The 17,188-nt window shown below is 64.0% G+C and carries 14 protein-coding genes; 1 reads left to right on the plus strand and 13 read right to left on the minus strand.

Going from position 1 to position 17,188, the window contains the following annotated elements; translation table 11 throughout:
• Nucleotides 1–37: 37 nt before the first annotated feature.
• Together NKI08_RS03735 and NKI08_RS03740 are read right to left on the minus strand one after the other, a co-directional pair.
• Nucleotides 38–619, minus strand: coding sequence for a DUF1349 domain-containing protein (locus NKI08_RS03735; protein ID WP_352767256.1), 582 nt, complete (start codon nt 617–619; stop codon nt 38–40).
• A gap of 37 nt (nt 620–656) precedes the next feature.
• A complete protein-coding gene (locus tag NKI08_RS03740) occupies nt 657–2,093 on the minus strand; it encodes an aldehyde dehydrogenase family protein (protein WP_352767427.1) in 1,437 nt (478 codons plus the stop codon).
• A 175-nt stretch (nt 2,094–2,268) separates the two neighbouring features.
• On the opposite strand from NKI08_RS03740, the gene NKI08_RS03745 reads away from it, so the two are divergent.
• Entirely contained in the window at nt 2,269–3,300 is a 1,032-nt protein-coding gene (locus NKI08_RS03745; RefSeq protein WP_352767258.1) for a hydroxyacid dehydrogenase, read from the plus strand.
• 27 nt (nt 3,301–3,327) lie between these two features.
• Here the strand turns inward: NKI08_RS03745 and NKI08_RS03750 are convergent, their stop codons facing one another.
• The 11 genes from NKI08_RS03750 to NKI08_RS03800 form a co-directional block, all read right to left on the minus strand.
• Nucleotides 3,328–3,813 (minus strand): hypothetical protein, encoded by a 486-nt coding sequence (locus tag NKI08_RS03750; protein ID WP_352767260.1) that lies wholly within the window; start codon nt 3,811–3,813, stop codon nt 3,328–3,330.
• Nucleotides 3,814–3,916: 103 nt separating this feature from the next.
• Nucleotides 3,917–6,748, minus strand: coding sequence for a nitrate reductase (locus tag NKI08_RS03755; RefSeq protein WP_352767261.1), 2,832 nt, complete (start codon nt 6,746–6,748; stop codon nt 3,917–3,919).
• Nucleotides 6,749–6,751: 3 nt separating this feature from the next.
• On the minus strand, nt 6,752–7,081 hold the full coding sequence (gene nirD, locus NKI08_RS03760) for a nitrite reductase small subunit NirD (protein WP_023676297.1): 330 nt from the start codon (nt 7,079–7,081) through the stop codon (nt 6,752–6,754).
• Nucleotides 7,082–7,147: 66 nt separating this feature from the next.
• Entirely contained in the window at nt 7,148–9,598 is a 2,451-nt protein-coding gene (gene nirB / locus NKI08_RS03765; RefSeq protein ID WP_023676296.1) for a nitrite reductase large subunit NirB, read from the minus strand.
• A gap of 19 nt (nt 9,599–9,617) precedes the next feature.
• Entirely contained in the window at nt 9,618–10,919 is a 1,302-nt protein-coding gene (locus tag NKI08_RS03770; RefSeq protein ID WP_352767264.1) for an MFS transporter, read from the minus strand.
• Nucleotides 10,920–10,977: 58 nt separating this feature from the next.
• The gene (locus NKI08_RS03775) at nt 10,978–11,175 is read right to left on the minus strand and encodes a twin-arginine translocation signal domain-containing protein (RefSeq protein WP_352469909.1); all 198 of its coding nucleotides are present in this window, start codon (nt 11,173–11,175) and stop codon (nt 10,978–10,980) included.
• A 391-nt stretch (nt 11,176–11,566) separates the two neighbouring features.
• On the minus strand, nt 11,567–12,364 hold the full coding sequence (locus tag NKI08_RS03780; protein ID WP_352469908.1) for an ABC transporter ATP-binding protein: 798 nt from the start codon (nt 12,362–12,364) through the stop codon (nt 11,567–11,569).
• An 11-nt stretch (nt 12,365–12,375) separates the two neighbouring features.
• Nucleotides 12,376–13,272 carry a nitrate ABC transporter permease gene (gene ntrB, locus NKI08_RS03785; RefSeq protein ID WP_352767267.1) on the minus strand — a complete coding sequence of 299 codons (897 nt, stop codon included), beginning with the start codon at nt 13,270–13,272 and terminating at the stop codon, nt 12,376–12,378.
• Between the two features lie 74 nt (nt 13,273–13,346).
• Nucleotides 13,347–14,663: a CmpA/NrtA family ABC transporter substrate-binding protein gene (locus tag NKI08_RS03790; RefSeq protein ID WP_352767269.1), complete on the minus strand. Its 1,317-nt coding sequence runs from the start codon at nt 14,661–14,663 to the stop codon at nt 13,347–13,349.
• A 359-nt stretch (nt 14,664–15,022) separates the two neighbouring features.
• Complete coding sequence (locus NKI08_RS03795) at nt 15,023–16,261, minus strand: CmpA/NrtA family ABC transporter substrate-binding protein (RefSeq protein WP_352540393.1); 1,239 nt, start codon at nt 16,259–16,261, stop codon at nt 15,023–15,025.
• 2 nt (nt 16,262–16,263) lie between these two features.
• Nucleotides 16,264–16,863: an ANTAR domain-containing response regulator gene (locus NKI08_RS03800; protein ID WP_023676288.1), complete on the minus strand. Its 600-nt coding sequence runs from the start codon at nt 16,861–16,863 to the stop codon at nt 16,264–16,266.
• Nucleotides 16,864–17,188 lie beyond the last annotated feature (325 nt).

Consider the following 17,188-nt stretch of genomic DNA (forward strand, 5'->3'; position numbering starts at 1 on the left):
AGGCCGGACGCAAACCGCCCGACCGGATCGCGGCGCCTTAGTCGTGAAGCTCTCGCGAGATCGGCGGGCCGATCGAAAAATCGCTGAATGTCACCTCGAAGCCCTCGCGCTGCGGCGAACAGCACATCATGCCGACATCGACCGTTTTCGACGGGGGGAAATAGGCAAGCCGCACCGGTTTCCAGTGCTTGTCGGATGCGTCGCGATACTGGACGCGGATCGTCTCGGCATGGCGAGTCAGGCGGATCCTGACCCCGTCCGGATCGGCCGGAATGCTGGCCAGCGACCAGTCGGAGGCATCGTTGGTGACGACGACGGAAAAATACATCAGCCCGTCGGTGTATTCGATGCCGGCCTTGATCCAGTGCGTCTCGCTCAGGCGGACCATAAGCCCGGCCTGATCGTAAAGCACCTCATAGTGCCCCTTGACCGTGACTTCGGCGCTGAAATCGCCCTCGACCTCACGATAGAGGAAATGGCCATTGTCGCGCCAGAAGCCGTAGAACGTCTCGCGCCAGAAGTCGGTCTCCTCGCCGGTCCGAACATGCACCGTATTGTTGCCGAAGGCGTGGTGCGGCGGCGGATTGAGCCAGGTCAGGTCCGTATTCTCAGATGCCATTGACTTGCTCGCTGCCTGGCTGGTCTGCCGCCTTTTCCTAGCCGGCAAACGTGTAAGCGGTCTTCACCGTGGTGTAGAACTCTGCGGCATAGCGGCCCTGCTCGCGCGGGCCGTAGCTCGATCCCTTGCGCCCGCCGAAAGGCACGTGGAAGTCGACGCCCGCCGTCGGCAGATTGACCATGACCATGCCGGCTTCCGAATTGCGCTTGAAGTGCGTGGCATGCTTGAGGCTCGAGGTGCAGATTCCGGAGGTCAGGCCAAACGGCGTGTCGTTGGCCACCGCCAGCGCCTCGTCATAATCCTTGGCGCGGATGACGTTGGCGACCGGTCCGAAAATCTCCTCGCGCGAGATGCGCATGGCGTTGGTGGTTTCGGTGAACAGCGCCGGCTGCAAATAGAAGCCGCGGGTTTCACGATCGAGCCGCTCGCCGCCGAAGGCGAGATCGGCACCTTCCTGACGTCCGATGGCGATATAGTCCTCGTCCTGTTTCAACTGGCTCTGGTCGACAACCGGCCCGATCTGGGTCTTGGCATCGAGAGCGTCGCCGACGACCAACTTGGCCATGCGGTCCTTGAGCGCCTCGACGAAGCGGTCGTGAATGCCGTCCGTCACCACCAGCCGGGACGACGCCGTGCAGCGCTGGCCGGTCGAGAAGTAGGCACCGTTGATGGCGCAGTCGACAGCGACGGCAAGGTCGGCATCGTCGAGCACGACAAGCGGGTTCTTGCCGCCCATTTCGAGCTGAAACTTGCGCATGTGCTCGACGCTGGCGGCGGCGACGCGCTTGCCGGTGCCGACCGATCCGGTGAAGGTGATCGCGTTGAGGTCAGGACTGTCGAGCATGGCCTGGCCGACCACCGAACCTTTGCCCATCACCAGGTTAAGCACACCCTTGGGCAGCCCGGCGCGGTGCAGGATGTCGACAATAGTCCAGGCGCTCTCCGGAACGAGTTCCGCCGGCTTGAAGACGATGGTGTTGCCGTAGGCCAGCGCCGGAGCGATTTTCCAAGCCGGAATGGCGATCGGAAAATTCCACGGCGTGATGATGCCGACGACGCCGACCGCTTCACGGGTGATCTCGACGCCGACGCCGGGCCGCACGCTCGGCACCAGCTCGCCCGACAGGCGCAGCGTCTCGCCGGCGAAGAAGTCGAATATCTGGGCGGCGCGAACAGTCTCGCCGATGCCCTCGACCAGCGTCTTGCCTTCCTCGCGCGCCAACGCCCGGCCGATTTCATCTTTCCGCGCGGTGATCTCGTCCGACGCCTTCCTCAGCACCGCATGGCGGGCCAGCAGGCCCGATCGGGACCACGCCGGAAATGCCGCGTTCGCCGCCGCGATGGCCTGCCGGGCGTGCTCGGCGCCTCCCGATGCATATTCGCCGACCACGTCGTCGAGATTGGACGGGTTGATGTTACGGGAGCCGGCATCGCCTACCCACTCTCCATCGATGAGGTTCTTTCGAAACGGGATCATGTCGCTGTCTTCCTTGTCGTCCTTCGATCGCCGTCTATCTGGACCACCGACCGCCGCACCGCAAGGCCGAAGGCAGGCAAACTTCTCCTCCTCGACAGGCATGTGATAGGTGTCAGGGCGGGGAAGACGATTCTAGTGTGGTGCGACGCGGATCGCACGGGAGGAAATCATCATGTCCGACAGCGCCTTACCGCTGGTGATCAGCGCACCCGAACCGCGCACGCTCGACCTGATCTTCACGCCGGCTGCGCTGGCGAAATTTCGATCGAAATACCGCATCGTCGAAATATCGCCCGAAGCGGTGGCGGCGCTGCCGGCCGATATCCTTGCCGAGGCGCGCTACATCGTCGGCCAGCCACCTATCGTGCCGGAGACGCTGGAAAGAATGAAGGCGCTGCGCTGCATCTTCAATGTCGAGAGCAACCTCATCAACAACATGCCCTACGAGACGCTGTTTTCGCGCGGCATCCATGTCGTCACCACCGGGCTGGTGTTTGCCGAACCGGTGGCCGAGCTCGGCCTTGCCATGGCGCTCAACCTCGCCCGCGGCATCGTCGACGCCGACCTCGCCTTTCGACAGGGCAAGGAGCTGTGGGGCGGCGACGGCAACCGGGCGGCGCGGCTTCTTTCCGGCGCGGATGTCGGCATTATCGGCTTCGGCGATCTTGGCCGTGCGCTCAACCGGTTGCTGTCAGGCTTTCGCACGCGGACAAAAGTCTTCGACCCGTGGCTGCCGCCGTCGATCCTGATCGAAAACGGCGTCGAGCCCGCCTCTCTCGACGACGTTCTGTCGAACAGCGATTTCGTCTTCGTTGTCGCTTCGGTGACTAGCGAAAACCAGGGCTTCCTCGGCGCCGAGGCGTTTGCCAGGATGCGCAAGGGAGCCGCTTTCATCCTGCTCAGCCGAGCCGGCGTGGTCGATTTCCCGGCACTGATTGACGTCGTCCGCAGCGGCCATATCGTCGCCGCCAGCGATGTTTTTCCTGAGGAGCCGCTTGCCCAGGATCACCCGGTCCGCACATTGCCGGGGTTCCTGCGCTCCGCCCACCGGGCCGGTGCGCTCGACATCGCTTTCAAGCGGATGGGCGACATGGTGCTGGAAGACATGGACCTGGTCGACCGCGGCCTGCCGCCGATGCGTTCGAAGCGGGCCGAGCGTGAGACCGTTTCGCGAATGCGTTCGAAGCCGGTCGACAAGAATTAGGCCGTCTGCCCGACGGGTCGCACATGCTCAGATGGTGAAGGACCAAAACAGGCAGGCCAGTGTCGCTGCGGCGAAGACGACGAAGAACAGGCTTCGCAACAGGATGTTCCGGCGCAGCTCGTTGATGAAGAGATGGCATCCGACGACGGCTGCGACAAACAGGAACCGCCAGTTCAGCAGTGCCGGGAGCACATCGCGCTGACCGAAAGCAAATCTCGCGGCGAGACATCCAACGATGACCGCAAACAACAAGATGACCGTCCAGAAGATCGCATCGGCGGCATGTGTCAGGACGATGCCAGCGAGCCTGATCGGCAGAACCATCATCAGCAGTGCGCTGAAAAAATACATCGCCGCGAGCGGAATGAACGTCCCCGCATCGGCGATGTCGCTCAAGCGCTTGGCACCGATCGCGCCATAGGGATAGCCATGCCTGGCCACCATCAGGCTGAGCGCCATCAGCAAGGCCGTCAGCGCGGCGGCAAGCGCGAATGAGGTCAGGGCTTTGCTCATGAGGCTCCCGTTCCGAGCGAATCGAAGTCAGAACGTTGGTAGCCCATGGTTTGTAAATTGCTAGTAAGCATCATGCGGCGGCACGGCAGAGTTCTCGGCGCATTCACTCCGCAGCTTGCAGACGCCGCCCGTCGATAATGGTCTTGATCTCGGCGCGGCAAGAGCCGCAATTGGTGCCGGCGTGAAGGACGGCGCCGATTGCCGCGACGCTGGTACAGCCGCCGCGTACCGCTTCCGCGATCTGGTTGGCACCAACCCCGAAACAGGCGCAGACGATGGCACCGCGGTCGACGCTGTTGCCGCCCGGCCGCCCGGCGACAATCGCCAGCCGCGCCTGCCGATTGGCATGGTCAGCGCCAAGTTGTTCGACTGCCCAGCCGCGCGACACCGCCACCGGGGTTGGCGCAAGATAGAGCGCGCCGACCAGCCTATTGCCTGCGAAACGGGCGAAGCGATGGTGCCCGCCGGCGATGTCGTGATAGGCGAGCGTCTCGCCTTCCATGCCTAATAGCGCGGCGGCAAACCCGGTCCAGTCGCGGCTGTCCTGCAGCGCAATTTCAAGCCGCCAGCCGGCGGGGCCGCGGGCGAGGCTCCAGTAATCGGCGTCGATCGATGCGGGCCGTTCGGCAAGCACGGCGAAGCCGAAGGCTGTGGCGGCGAACCGCTCGATGCGGGCGGCAACATTCTTCGAGGCCGGTTGGCCTGAAATCGCATCGGTCGTCGGCGCGACCAGTGCATCGACGCGCGCGCGGCCGGAGAACTGATCGGTCCAGTGCATCGGAACGAATACAGAGCCTTGGCGTTGGCGCACCGTCACCAGGGCGCGGACCAGCACCTCGCCATGGGCAGTCGAGACGCGGACGATCTCGGCATCGCCGATGCCGAAGTGCTGCGCATCCGACGGGTGGATTTCGACGAACGGTTCGGCCATGTGCTGCGACAAGCGCGGGCTCTTGCCGGTCCGCGTCATGGTGTGCCAATGGTCGCGCACGCGCCCGGTGTTGAGCACCAGCGGGAAGTCCGGGCTGGTGCGGGTTTGTGCGGCTGGGCGGATGGCAATGAAGCGTGCCTTGCCGTCGGGTGTGTAGAAATTGCCGTTGGCGAAGAAGCGGGTGCTTTTGTCCTCCAGCTGGCGCCGCGCGCGCCCCTCTGGCCTGCCGGCCACCTCCCCCTCAAGGGGGGAGATTGACAGTTTTGCCGGCACCGCCTTTTCAGCAATGGCAACGATTGGCGAAACCGGTGGCGACATCCAATCTCCCCCCTTGAGAGGGAGATGGCCGCCAGGCCAGAGGGGGGTTCCCTGGCTCGGCGCTGGCCATTGGAATGGCGCCAACTCCTCATACGTCCCTGCATCGATCCCGGCGTAGGCGCCGATGTCGAAATCGCGTGCCCCGTCATTCTCGAATGTCGACAACGCGGCATGCTCGGCGAAGATGTCGGCCGGCGACACATGCGAAAAAGCCTCGCCGAAGCCCATCCGCTTGGCGACTTCAGCGATGATCCACCAATCTGGCCTTGCCTCACCAGGCGTGGCCAAAAAGGCTCGCTGGCGCGAGATGCGGCGCTCCGAATTGGTGACGGTGCCATCCTTTTCGCCCCATGCGGTGGCCGGCAGCCGGACATGGCCGTGGCGGACCGTGTCGGTCTTGGCCAGCACGTCCGACACCACGACAAACGGGCAGGCCTTGATCGCCGCCTCGACGGCATCGGCGTCCGGCATCGAATCGACGGGGTTGGTGGCCATGATCCACAGCGCCTTGATGCGTCCGTCGGCCACCGCTTGGAACATCTCGACCGCTTTCAGGCCGGGTTTTTCGGCGGCGGTTGGGGCATTCCAGAAGCGCTGCACGCGTTCGCGGTGCTCGGGGTTTTCGATCTCCATGTGGGCGGCCAGCATGTTGGCCATGCCGCCGACCTCACGGCCGCCCATGGCGTTGGGCTGGCCGGTCACCGAGAACGGCCCGGCGCCGGGCTGGCCTATGCGGCCGGTGGCCAGATGGCAGTTGATGATGGCGTTGACCTTGTCGGTGCCCGAAGACGACTGGTTCACGCCTTGGCTGTAGACGGTCACGGTCTTCGCCGTCGCGGCGAACAGGCTGTAGAAGCGGGCCAGTTCGTCCTCACTGAGACCCGTGGCAGCCGCGATGCCGGCAAGATCGAGCGCCGAGGCGGCGAAAAGCGCTTGCCCGAAGCCGGTCGTGTGCGCCGTGATATAGGTGCGGTCCAGCGCGTTGTGCTGGCCGAGATAGGCGAGCAGGCCGGTGAACAAAGCGACGTCACCATCGGGCGCGATCGCCAGATGCATGTCGGCGATGTCTGAGGTCATGGTGCGGCGAGGATCGATCAGCACCACCTTCATCTCGGGCCGCTTTTCCCGGGCGGCGGCAATGCGCTGGTAGAGTACAGGATGGCACCAGGCGAGATTGGAGCCGACCAGCACGATCAGGTCGGCAAGTTCCAGATCCTCGTAATTTCCCGGAACGGTGTCCGAGCCAAAGGCGCGGCGGTGGCCGGCGACCGACGAGGCCATGCACAGGCGCGAATTGGTGTCGATATTGGCCGAGCCGATAAAGCCTTTCATCAGCTTGTTGGCGACGTAATAGTCCTCGGTCAGCAACTGGCCGGAAACATAAAAGGCGACCGAACCAGGGCCGTGTTCGGCAATGGTTTGCGAGAAGGTCGAAGCGACAAGGTCGAGCGCTTCGTCCCAGTCGGTGCGGCGACCGTGGATCTCCGGGTATAGCAACCTGCCGTCGAGATCGATGGTCTCAGCCAGCGCCGAGCCTTTGGAGCAGAGCCGGCCGAAATTCGCCGGGTGGTCCGGGTCGCCGCGAACGGTTATTTCACCGTCCGCGGCGACCTTCGCCAGCACGCCGCAACCCACCCCGCAATAGGGGCAGGTGGTCCTCACCTCGCGCGCTTCATCAATCTGCATGGTTCACGCCGCGCGGCTGGCCAGCGCTTCCAGCGCAATGAACAGCCGCTCGCCGTCGATCCGCACCGCAATGGTGCGCACCGCGCCCTCGTCCGCGCCGAGCGCCTTGCCTGTCTCCAGCGAGATCACCCAATTGTGCAAGGGACAGGTCACCGCCGTGCCATGGACGATGCCCTGGCTGAGCGGCCCACCTTTGTGCGGGCAATGGTCGTCGATGGCAAAGACCTGATCGTCGGCCGTGCGAAAGACGGCGATCTTTCCTTCCGGCGTGGCGACGCAGCGCGCGCCGCGACGCGGAATGTCCGAGAGCGTGCCGATCGATACCCAATTCATGTGGCCATTCCTCTTTTGCGCGTGTTCTTGTCCGAAAACCGCATTCCACTTTTCGGGAACACGCGCCTACTCCGCCGCCTGGGCAAAGCCGACCGAAGCCATCGGCCGGAATTCATGCTTGTCCTTGCCGGAAGCACGTTCCGACCATGGGTCGACCTGGGCGAATTTCTGCGAAAAGACGAAGCGGTCGAAATAGGCTTTGCGCTTCTCGCCATCGTCCATGATCTGACGCTTGATCTCAGCTATGCCGACGCGCTTGGCCCATTTGTAGATACGCTCAAGATAGCGACCCTGCTCGCGATACATCTGCGTCAACGCCACGATATGCTCCAGCGCCTCGTCCTCGGTCTTGACCAGGCCGAGCACTTCGGTGCCCTTGATGTCGAGACCGGCGGCGCCGGCGAAATGGATCTCGTAGCCGCTATCGACGCAGATCACGCCGACATCCTTGCAGGTCGCCTCGGCACAGTTTCGCGGACAGCCCGACACCGCCATCTTGACCTTGGCCGGGGTCCACGAGCCCCACATGAATTTTTCGATACGGATGCCCAAGCCGGTCGAATCCTGCGTGCCGAAGCGGCACCAGTCCGAGCCGACACAGGTCTTCACCGTGCGCAGTCCTTTGGCATAGGCGTGGCCCGAGACGAAGCCGGCCTGACCGAGATCGGCCCATACCGCCGGCAGGTCTTCCTTGCGGATGCCGAGCATGTCAATGCGCTGGCCGCCGGTGACCTTGACCATCGGGATCTCGAACTTGTCGACGACGTCGGCGATGGCGCGCAATTCGGCGGCGTTGGTGACGCCGCCCCACATGCGCGGCACTACCGAATAGGTGCCGTCCTTTTGGATGTTGGCGTGGACGCGCTCGTTGATGAAGCGCGACTGGTAATCGTCGGCGTATTCGTCGGGCCAGTCGCAGACGAGATAATAGTTGAGCGCCGGCCGGCATTTGGCGCAGCCGCAGGAGGTCTTCCACTCCAGTTCCTGCATGACGGCGGGAATGGTCTTCAGGCCCTTGGCCTTGATCAGCCGGCGGACCTCGTCATGGCCAAGCGCGGTGCAGCTGCACATCGGCTGGACCGCCGCGGGGTTGTATTTGTCGCCGATGGTCAGCACCATCAGCTTTTCGACCAGCCCGGTGCAGGAGCCGCAGGAGGCCGACGCCTTGGTGTGGGCGCGCACATCGTCGAGCGAGGTCAAGCCCCTGGCCGTGATCGCGCCGGTGATCTTTCCCTTGCATACGCCGTTGCAACCGCAGATTTCCGCATCATCCGGCAAGGCTGCAACGGCCGCCATAGGGTCCAGGGGGGCGCCTCCCTGGTAGGACTGGCCGAAGATGAGCGTATCGCGCATCTCGGATATGTCGGTCTGCTTCTTCTTGAGGTCGTTGAACCAGGCGCCGTCCGCCGTCTCGCCATAGAGCACAGTGCCGATGATGCGGTCGTCCTTGAGTACGAGGCGCTTGTAGACGCCGGCCGCGGCATCGCGCAGCACGATCTCCTGACGGTCATCGCCCTCGGCGAAGTCGCCGAGAGAGAACAGCTCGATGCCGGTGACCTTGAGCTTAGTCGGCGTGTCCATGTGGACGAAAGCCGCCGCCTCATTGCCGGCCAGATGGCTGGCGGCGACGCGCGCCATCTCGTAGAGCGGCGCGACCAGCCCGTAGACCTGGCCGTTGACCTCGGCGCATTCGCCGATTGCGTAGATATCGGGATCGTTGCTGCGCATGCCGGCGTCGACGACGATGCCGCGATTGACCGCAATGCCGGCTTCCTTCGCCAGCGCCGCATTCGGCCTGATGCCCACCGCCATGACGACGAGCGTTGCGGGAATGACTGTGCCGTCGGCAAGCTCCACCCGCTCGACCTTGCCGTTGCCGGTGATCGCCTGGGTGTTGGCTTTGGTGATGACCTTGATGCCGCGCTGCTCGACGGCGCGCTGCAGGAGATATCCGGCGGCCGGATCGAGCTGACGCTCCATCAGCGTCGGCATGACGTGCAGCACGGTGACGTCCATGCCCTGCGCGTTCAGACCCGCAGCCGCTTCCAGACCGAGCAGGCCGCCGCCGATGACGACAGCCTTGGCCCGCGACTGGGCGGCAAGCATCATCGCCCGGACGTCGTCGAGATCGCGATAGGTGAGCACGCCCGGCAGGTCATGGCCTGGCACCGGAATGATAAACGGCACCGAGCCGGTGGCGATGACGAGCTTGTCGTAGGGCTCGGTCACGCCATGATCGGAGGTGACGGTCTTTGCCTGCCGGTCGATGGCGACGATCTTGTGGCCCTTGTAGAGGGTGATGCCGTGCTTGATGTACCAGCCGTCGCCATGGATGATGATCTCCTCATAGGCCTTTTCGCCCGACAGAACCGGCGACAGCATGATGCGGTCGTAGTTCACGCGCGGCTCGGCGTTGAAGATGGTGACCTGGTAGCGCCCAGGCGCCTTTTCCAGGAGATGCTCCAGCATGCGCCCGGGGGCCATGCCGTTGCCGATGATGACGAGTTTCTCGGTCATGTCCTGATCCACTCCGCTCTCACTCAGCCGCGTAGGAAAGGCCTGAAGCTTCGTCAGACGCCGTGCGCTCCATCCGCCGGATGGAAAAATGCATCCAGGCAAAGCAGGTGGCGACAATGACGAAGAGCAGCATGAAGCAGCTCGACCAGACGCCGGTGAGGTCGTTGAGCACGCCGAAGGCGATTGGCAGGATAAAGCCGCCGAGCCCGCCAATCATGCCGACAACGCCGCCGACCGCGCCGACACTCTGCGGATAGTAAGCCGGGATGTGCTTGTAGACGGCGGCCTTGCCAAGGCTCATGAAGAAGCCGAGCACACAGGCAACGGCTATGAAGGCAAGCGGGCCGATCTCGAAATGGAAGGCGATCGGCCCGCTGATACCGCGCACGACGTAGTCTGCCGAGGGGAGAGACAGAACGAGAGTCGCGACGGCACTGACAGCGAAGGTGCAGTAGAGCACGGTGCGGGCGCCGATCCGGTCGGAAAGCACGCCGCCATAGGCGCGGAAAATACTTGCCGGAATTGAATAGGCCGCGCCAATCATGCCGGCGGTCGCAAGCCCGAAGCCGTAGACGCCGATCAGGTAGCGGGGCAGCCACAGCGAGAGCGCCACGAATGCACCGAAGGCGAAGAAATAATAGAAGGCGAAGCGCCAGACCTGCAGGTTCTTGAGCGGCGCGAATTCCTGCAAGAAGCTTCTCTTGGGCGCTGCCTTGCCGGCGCGGCGCTCGCGGATGACCGGATCGTCGCCAGTCGTGAACCAGAAGACGGCGGCCATGACGACTAGTGCTGCCGCCCAGATCAGCGCGACCGACTGCCAGCCCCAGGAAAGAAGCACGAACGGTGCCAGGAACTTGGTGACCGCGGCGCCGACATTGCCGACACCGAAAATGCCAAGCGCCGTACCCTGCTTGCCGGCCGGGAAGAAGCGCGAGACATAGGCGACACCGACGGCGAAGGAACCGCCGGCGAGCCCAACGCCTAGTGCGGCGACCAGCATCTGCCCGTAGGTGTGCGCAAAAGCGAGCAGAAAGGTCGCGACCGCCGCCGCAAGCATGGTCGCGGTGTATACCAGCCGTCCGCCAAAACGGTCGGTCCAGACACCAAGCACCATACGCACGAGCGAGCCGGTGAGGATCGGCGTGCCGACGAGCAGGCCGAACTCCGTCTCGTTCAGCCCCAGCTCCTGCGTTATGCGCACGCCGATGATTGAAAAGATCGTCCACACCGCGAAGCAGACGGTGAAGGCGATGGTGGACATGGCAAGCGCCTGCCGGGGAGCGCTGTCCTGGCTGGGCGCGGCTGGGAGATTTACGGTCATTTTCTGGCTCCGGTTTGCGGCGTGGGAGGCACCGCCCTTGTCTGTTCGTTCGCGACTGTCAGCGGCGCAGCATCGGCGAACTGGTTGAAACCGACCTTTGCGCGGTCACTTCAAGACCCTTGCCGTCAGTCTTGGCGCCGGCGGGAAAGAGGAGGAGCGCGGCGGTGAACAGCGCCGCCGTCAGCGCGCTGGCGGCCAGAAAATCGCGGCGCGTGAAGTCCGCGAGGGACGCGCCAGTTCCGATCCGTTTCGTCATCGTCGTCTCCGGTTGGCGCCGCTTGGGACCAGCGTGTCGATTGCGTCAAAACAAAAAAGCCGCCGGCCAGGTCTTCGCGTCCGGGATTTCGGGAGCGCGTGTGGACCTGAGCGGCAGCTTTGCCTGTGGCGCCCGCCATTGGACGCCGTGTCACTTGGCCCTTGCGGACCCTACATTTTGGAAAGCAGGAAGCGTGCCAATTCGACAGCGCTCTTAATTATAGAATGAAATCAATATGAACCGCAGCCGCGCGACTTTTGACCAAGCTCGGCAGCGGATCAAAGATTAGTCAAAATGCCTTGCACAGCAGCATAATATTTGTGCAATGCGGTAGATTGCCCATTGCCGATGCAGATTTGCCAATGATGATGACGAGTTTCCAATTATGGCCTTACTCCGCGGCTTCGACGAAGCGGTGGCGTTCGTAGAGGAATTTCAGCACCGCCTCGCGGCAGCGCAGGAAGGTGCGGTCGGAGGAAAGCTCAATGCGCCGACGCGGCCGGGCCAGCGGCACGGGAAGAACCTCGCCGATGGTGGCCGCCGGCCCGTTGGTCATCATGACGATGCGGTCGGACAGCAGCACCGCCTCGTCGACATCGTGAGTGATCATGATCGTCGTCGAGCCGAGCCTCGAATGGATATCCATCACCGCGTCCTGAAGATGCGCGCGGGTCAGCGCGTCGAGCGCGCCGAAGGGCTCGTCGAGCAGCAGGATCTTCGGCTCCATGGCCAGCGCCCGGGCGATGCCGACGCGCTGCTTCATGCCGCCCGAAATCTCGGCCGGACGTTTGTCCTTGGCATGCGCCATCTGCACGAGATCGAGATTGCGCATGATCCATTCATGCCGCTCGGCCCGGCTCTTTTTGCCGCCGAAGACCTTGGATACCGCGAGGCTGATGTTTTCGTAGACGGTGAGCCATGGCAGCAGGCTGTGGTTCTGGAACACCACGGCGCGTTCCGGGCCGGGGCTGTCGACCTCCTTGTCTTCGAGCAGGACGGCGCCGGCCGAGACCTTGGTCAGGCCGGCGATCAGGTTGAGCAAGGTCGACTTGCCGCAGCCGGAATGGCCGATGATCGAGACGAATTCGCCCTTGTCGATGGTCAGCCGGATGTCCTTCAGCACGTCGCTGACCTGGCTGCCGCGGGCGAAGGATTTGTCGATGTGGTCGAGTTTCAGATAGGCCGTCATCGTCCCTCTCCTCACTTTGCCGTTGTGCCGCGGGTGACGAAGACGCCGACCGCCGCGACCAGGCGGTCGAGGCAAAAGCCGGTGACGCCGATATAGGCGAGCGCGACAATGATGTCGGGCAGGCGCGACGAGTTCCACGCGTCCCAGATGAAGAAGCCGATGCCGACGCCGCCGGTCAGCATTTCGGCGGCGACGATGGCGAGCCAGGACAGGCCGATGCCGATCCGCAAGCCGGTGAAGATATAGGGCGCGGCCGCCGGCACCATGATCTTCACAAAGAACTCGAACTGGTTGAGCCGGAGGATGCGGGCGACGTTGCGGTAGTCCTCGGGGATGTTGCGGACACCGACCGCGGTGTTGATGATGATGGGCCAGATCGAGGTGATGAAGATGACGAAGATCGCCGACGGGCTGGAATCGCGGAACGCCGCCAGCGACAGCGGCAGCCACGCGAGCGGCGGCACCGTGCGCAGGATCTGGAAGACCGGATCGAGACCGCGCATCGCCCAGATCGACTGGCCGACGAGCGCGCCGAGCGCGACGCCGACGATTGCTGCCAGGCCGAAGCCCATGGCGACGCGCTGCAGCGACATCAGCACCCGCCAGGCGAGTCCGATGTCCTGCGGGCCATTGTCGAAGAACGGGTGGGCGATCAGGTCATAGGCCTCGTTCCACACCCGGCTCGGCGGTGGCAGGCTGGCCGTGGGCGACGAACAGGCGACCTGCCAGACGACGAGCATAATGGTGATGACGATGACCGGCGGCACCAGCGTGCTGGCCAGCTTGGCGGCGACCGCGGCCGGGTCGAAGCGGCGCCGCGCCCTGGCGGTCAAGGCGATGACCTCGGCGGGCTTGGCCGGTGCGGGGAACGGCTTCACCTTGCGGTCCTCGATGGCTTGGATAGACATTTCTCGAAAAACTCCTTGGCGGCAGGTGCAAGGCAGGCGGCGCTGCCACCGCCTGCCGCGCATCCCTGTCAGGCTCAGGCCGACACCTTGATTTTCAGGCTGTCGAGATAGGCCGACGGGTTCTCCGGATCGAATATCTTGCCGTCGAAGAAGGTTTCAGTGCCTCGCGACGTAGACGCCGGAATATCGGCCGCGGCGACACCAAGATCCTTGGCCGCCTCGCGCCACAGATCCTCACGGTTTACTTGGCCGACCAGTGCTTTGATGTCGGTGGTCGGCGCGAACTTGCCCCAGCGGATATTTTCGGCGAGGAACCAGCTGTCGTGGCTCTTGAAGGGATAGGACACGCCGCCCTTCCAGAACTTCATATAGAGGTCGGTGCCGTTGGCGACGCGGCCATTGCCGTAGTTGATGTCGCCCTTGAGGCGGCCGATGATGTCGGCAGTCGGCACGTTCATCCACTGCCGCTTGCCGATGATGGCGGCCATCTCGTCCTTGTTTTCTTTTGCCTCGCACCATTGCTGGGCTTCCATGACGGCCATCAGGATCGCCTTGGTGGCGTTCGGGTACTTGTCGATAAAGGCGGCGCGCAGGCCGAGCGCCTTTTCCGGATGGCCCTTCCACAGTTCGCCGGTGGTGGCGGCGGTGAAGCCGACGCTCTGGTGGACGAGTTGCTCGTTCCACGGCTCGCCGACACAGAACACGTCCATGTTGCCGACCTTCATGTTGGCGACCATCTGCGGCGGCGGCACGACGATGGTCGAGACGTCCTTGTCGGGATCGATGCCGCCGGCAGCCAGCCAGTAGCGCAGCCAAAGATCGTGCGTGCCGCCCGGGAAGGTCATGGCGGCCTTCACCTCCTTGCCTGCGGCCTTTTTCGCAGCGAAGGCGTCCTTCAGCTTGGAGGCGTCGAGGCCGACGCCGGTGCTGGCATATTCCTGGGCGACGGAAATGCCCTGGCAGTCGTAGTTGAGCCGCGCCACGATCGCCATCGGCAGTGGCTGCTTGTTTTGCGTCACCTTGCCGGTGTGCATCAGATAAGGCATCGGCGTCAGGATATGGGCGCCGTCAATGCCGTTGGCTTCGCCGCCGAGCACCAGATTATCGCGCGTCGCCCCCCAGGAGGCCTGCTTGAGCACCTCGACATCGGGGATGCCGAATTTCTCGAACAGGCCTTTCTCCTTGGCGATCATCAACGGTGCTGCATCAGTCAATGCGATGAAGCCGAGCTTGGCGCCGGTGACTTCCGGCGCGGCGGGCGCCGCATAGGCGCCGGAGGGCAGCAGCGCACGCGCCGCGGCCAGCGTTGCCGCGGTGGCCGCGCTGATCCTCAGGAAATCCCGGCGGCTGATCGCCGTTTGGGCGGAATGGCTATTGGTGCTTTTCGTCATCGTCATCTCCGGTTGGGCGCGGCTTGGGATCGGCGCCGTCGATTGCGTGTTCGACCAAAACAAAAAAAGCCGCCGGCCAGGCCGCGCGCGTCCGTCCATCCGGGATCGCGTGTTGACCTGAGCGGCAGCTTTGCCTGTAGCGCCCGCCATTGGACGCCTATTCCGTGACCCGAGAAGAGTCTGCCTATTACAAAGCAGGAACCGTGCCAGTTTCGGAATGGGTGACAAACATCAATGAGATCAACGGCATGCCACAATCTTCGGCGCGCCGGCCCGCTGGGCGAGCAAGCCAAGGATTGTTCATTAGCGCAGTTGCACGCACATTTTTTGTGCAGCGCACAAGAATGCCGGAGAAATGATCAGGCCTCAGCGCGCGCCAATTTCTGGCCGGCAATGTAGGCGTCGATCTCGTCGGGATCGAATATCTGGCCATCGAAGAAGCCATCGGGACCGAGCACCAGGCTTGCCCCCGCCGAACCGACCGGAGTCGCGGCCTTCAGCGCGCCCTCGACCTTGGCATTGGCACCGGGAAGCGCCACGCCAAGCGGCTTCAACGCCGAGCGGTAGAGATCGGGGCGGTAGCAGTCGCGGGCAATAGCGAGGTTTTCCGGCGTGTGCGCGACATGCCCCCAGCGCACCATCTGCGTGTAGAACCACAGCGCATGGCTCTTCCACGGGAAGTTCGCCGCCTTGTTGAAGGGCAGAAAGAAGTCGCCGACGGTGAGTTCGGCGCCGCCGCCGAGCGCCAGATGCCCGCTGAGAATCGGCATCTGCAGCGCCGGCGCAAGCCCGAGGAAGGCCGGCTGCGCCATCAGGGCCGCGAGTTCGTCACGGTTTGCCGGATCCTGGCACCAGCGCGCCGCGTGATGAAGCGCACGCAGCAGGGCTGAAAGCGCGTCCGGCTCTCTTTCCGCCCATGCCTTGCGCACGCCAACGACTTTCTCCGGGCTGGTCTTCCAGATGGCCGCCTTGACCGTGGCGATGCGGCCGGTGCCGGCGACGACCGCGGCACTGTTCCAGGGTTCGCCGACGCAGTAGCCGTCGATCCTGCCGGCGGCGAGCGCGTCGGCCATGAAGGGGGGCGGCACGATGACGATCTCGATTTCACGCGACGGGTCGATGCCACAGGCGGCGAGCCAGTAGCGCAATTCGTAATTGTGCCCGGAATGCGGATGGACGACGGCGAAGCGCAGCGGATCGCCGCCGCCATTCGCCCGTTCGCGAATCAGCGCTCGCAATACCTTGCCGGCCCGCGCCGGATCGAGATCGGGTTGGGCGCCGTGCGCGGCCATGCCGGCCCAGACCGCGTTCGAAACCGTCACGCAATTGCCGCCGAGGCCGAGCGAGAACGGCACGACGGTATCGGAGGCGAGCGGCGTCAGCCCCAGATTGCAGGCGATCGGCATCGGCCCCAGCATGTGCGCCAGATCGAAGTGGCCGATGGCGATGCGGTCGCGGATGTTGGCCCAGGACGTTTCCCGGTTGAGGGTGAGGTCGATGCCTTCGCGCAAAGCAAAGCCGATTTCCTTCGCCGCGACAAGGATGGCGCTGTCGAAGAGCGGCATGAAGCCAGCATTGATCCGGTGCTCGGCCGCCATTCTCAACTCTCCTCGGGATCCAGAAGCCCTGCCGCCGTCACCAGGCTCTGCGCGATTTCGGCGATCTTGCGGTTCTGGTTCATGGCTGTCTTGCGCAGCAGCGTGTAGGCCGCGTCCTCCGACAGGCCGCGCGATTTCATCAGGATGCCCTTGGCGCGATCGATCACCTTGCGGCTCTCCAACTCGCTGCGGGCTTCTTCCAGTTCGCGCGCCATGCGCGAGAAGGCGTTGAAGCGGCTGATCGCCATGTCGAGGATCGGCTTGACCCGCTCCTGGCGCAGGCCGTCGACGACATAGGCCGATACCCCCGCTTCCACCGCAGCTTCGATCGAAGCCTGATCCGAGCGGTCGACGAACATGGCGATCGGCCGCTTCACCACGCGCGAAAGCTGGAACATGTTTTCGAGCATGTCGCGGTTGGGATTTTCGAGATCGATGACGATCACGTCGGGTTCGATCTCGGCGATCCGCCGCGCGATGCCGGCGACGTCGTGGATGACCGTGACCTGCTGATGCCCGGCCTCCCGCAATCCCGCTTCGATTATCGAAGCGCGGATGTGGTTTTCATCGATCACCAGAACAGTGAGGGATTTGCGGATCATGCCGCATTTTGCGCAGGCGAGACGATTGTGCAATGCGGCATGGCGAGATTCACGGAAACAAAGCCGGCGTCCAGGCGCCGCCTGAGGAATTGGACGACGGCCGGCGCCACGAAGTTGACGCCGCGGGCGCCGCACCCGCCTGATCGGCTGCCTGCAGGTCTGTCGGCGCACGGTGATCGCGTCGGGCGGAAGCAGACATCGCAAGCGAGGACTCCGGAGGTCGCGGTTGCGCCCTCAAGCCCCGCCTGGTCGACCAGATAGAAGATCGCATTTGGCCTCTCCGCCCGGCATCGTCTCGCTGAACTGGATGCGGCTGTCAGGCTGG

The sequence above is a fragment of the Mesorhizobium sp. M0768 genome, assembly GCF_040320195.1.
Lineage (GTDB): Bacteria > Pseudomonadota > Alphaproteobacteria > Rhizobiales > Rhizobiaceae > Mesorhizobium.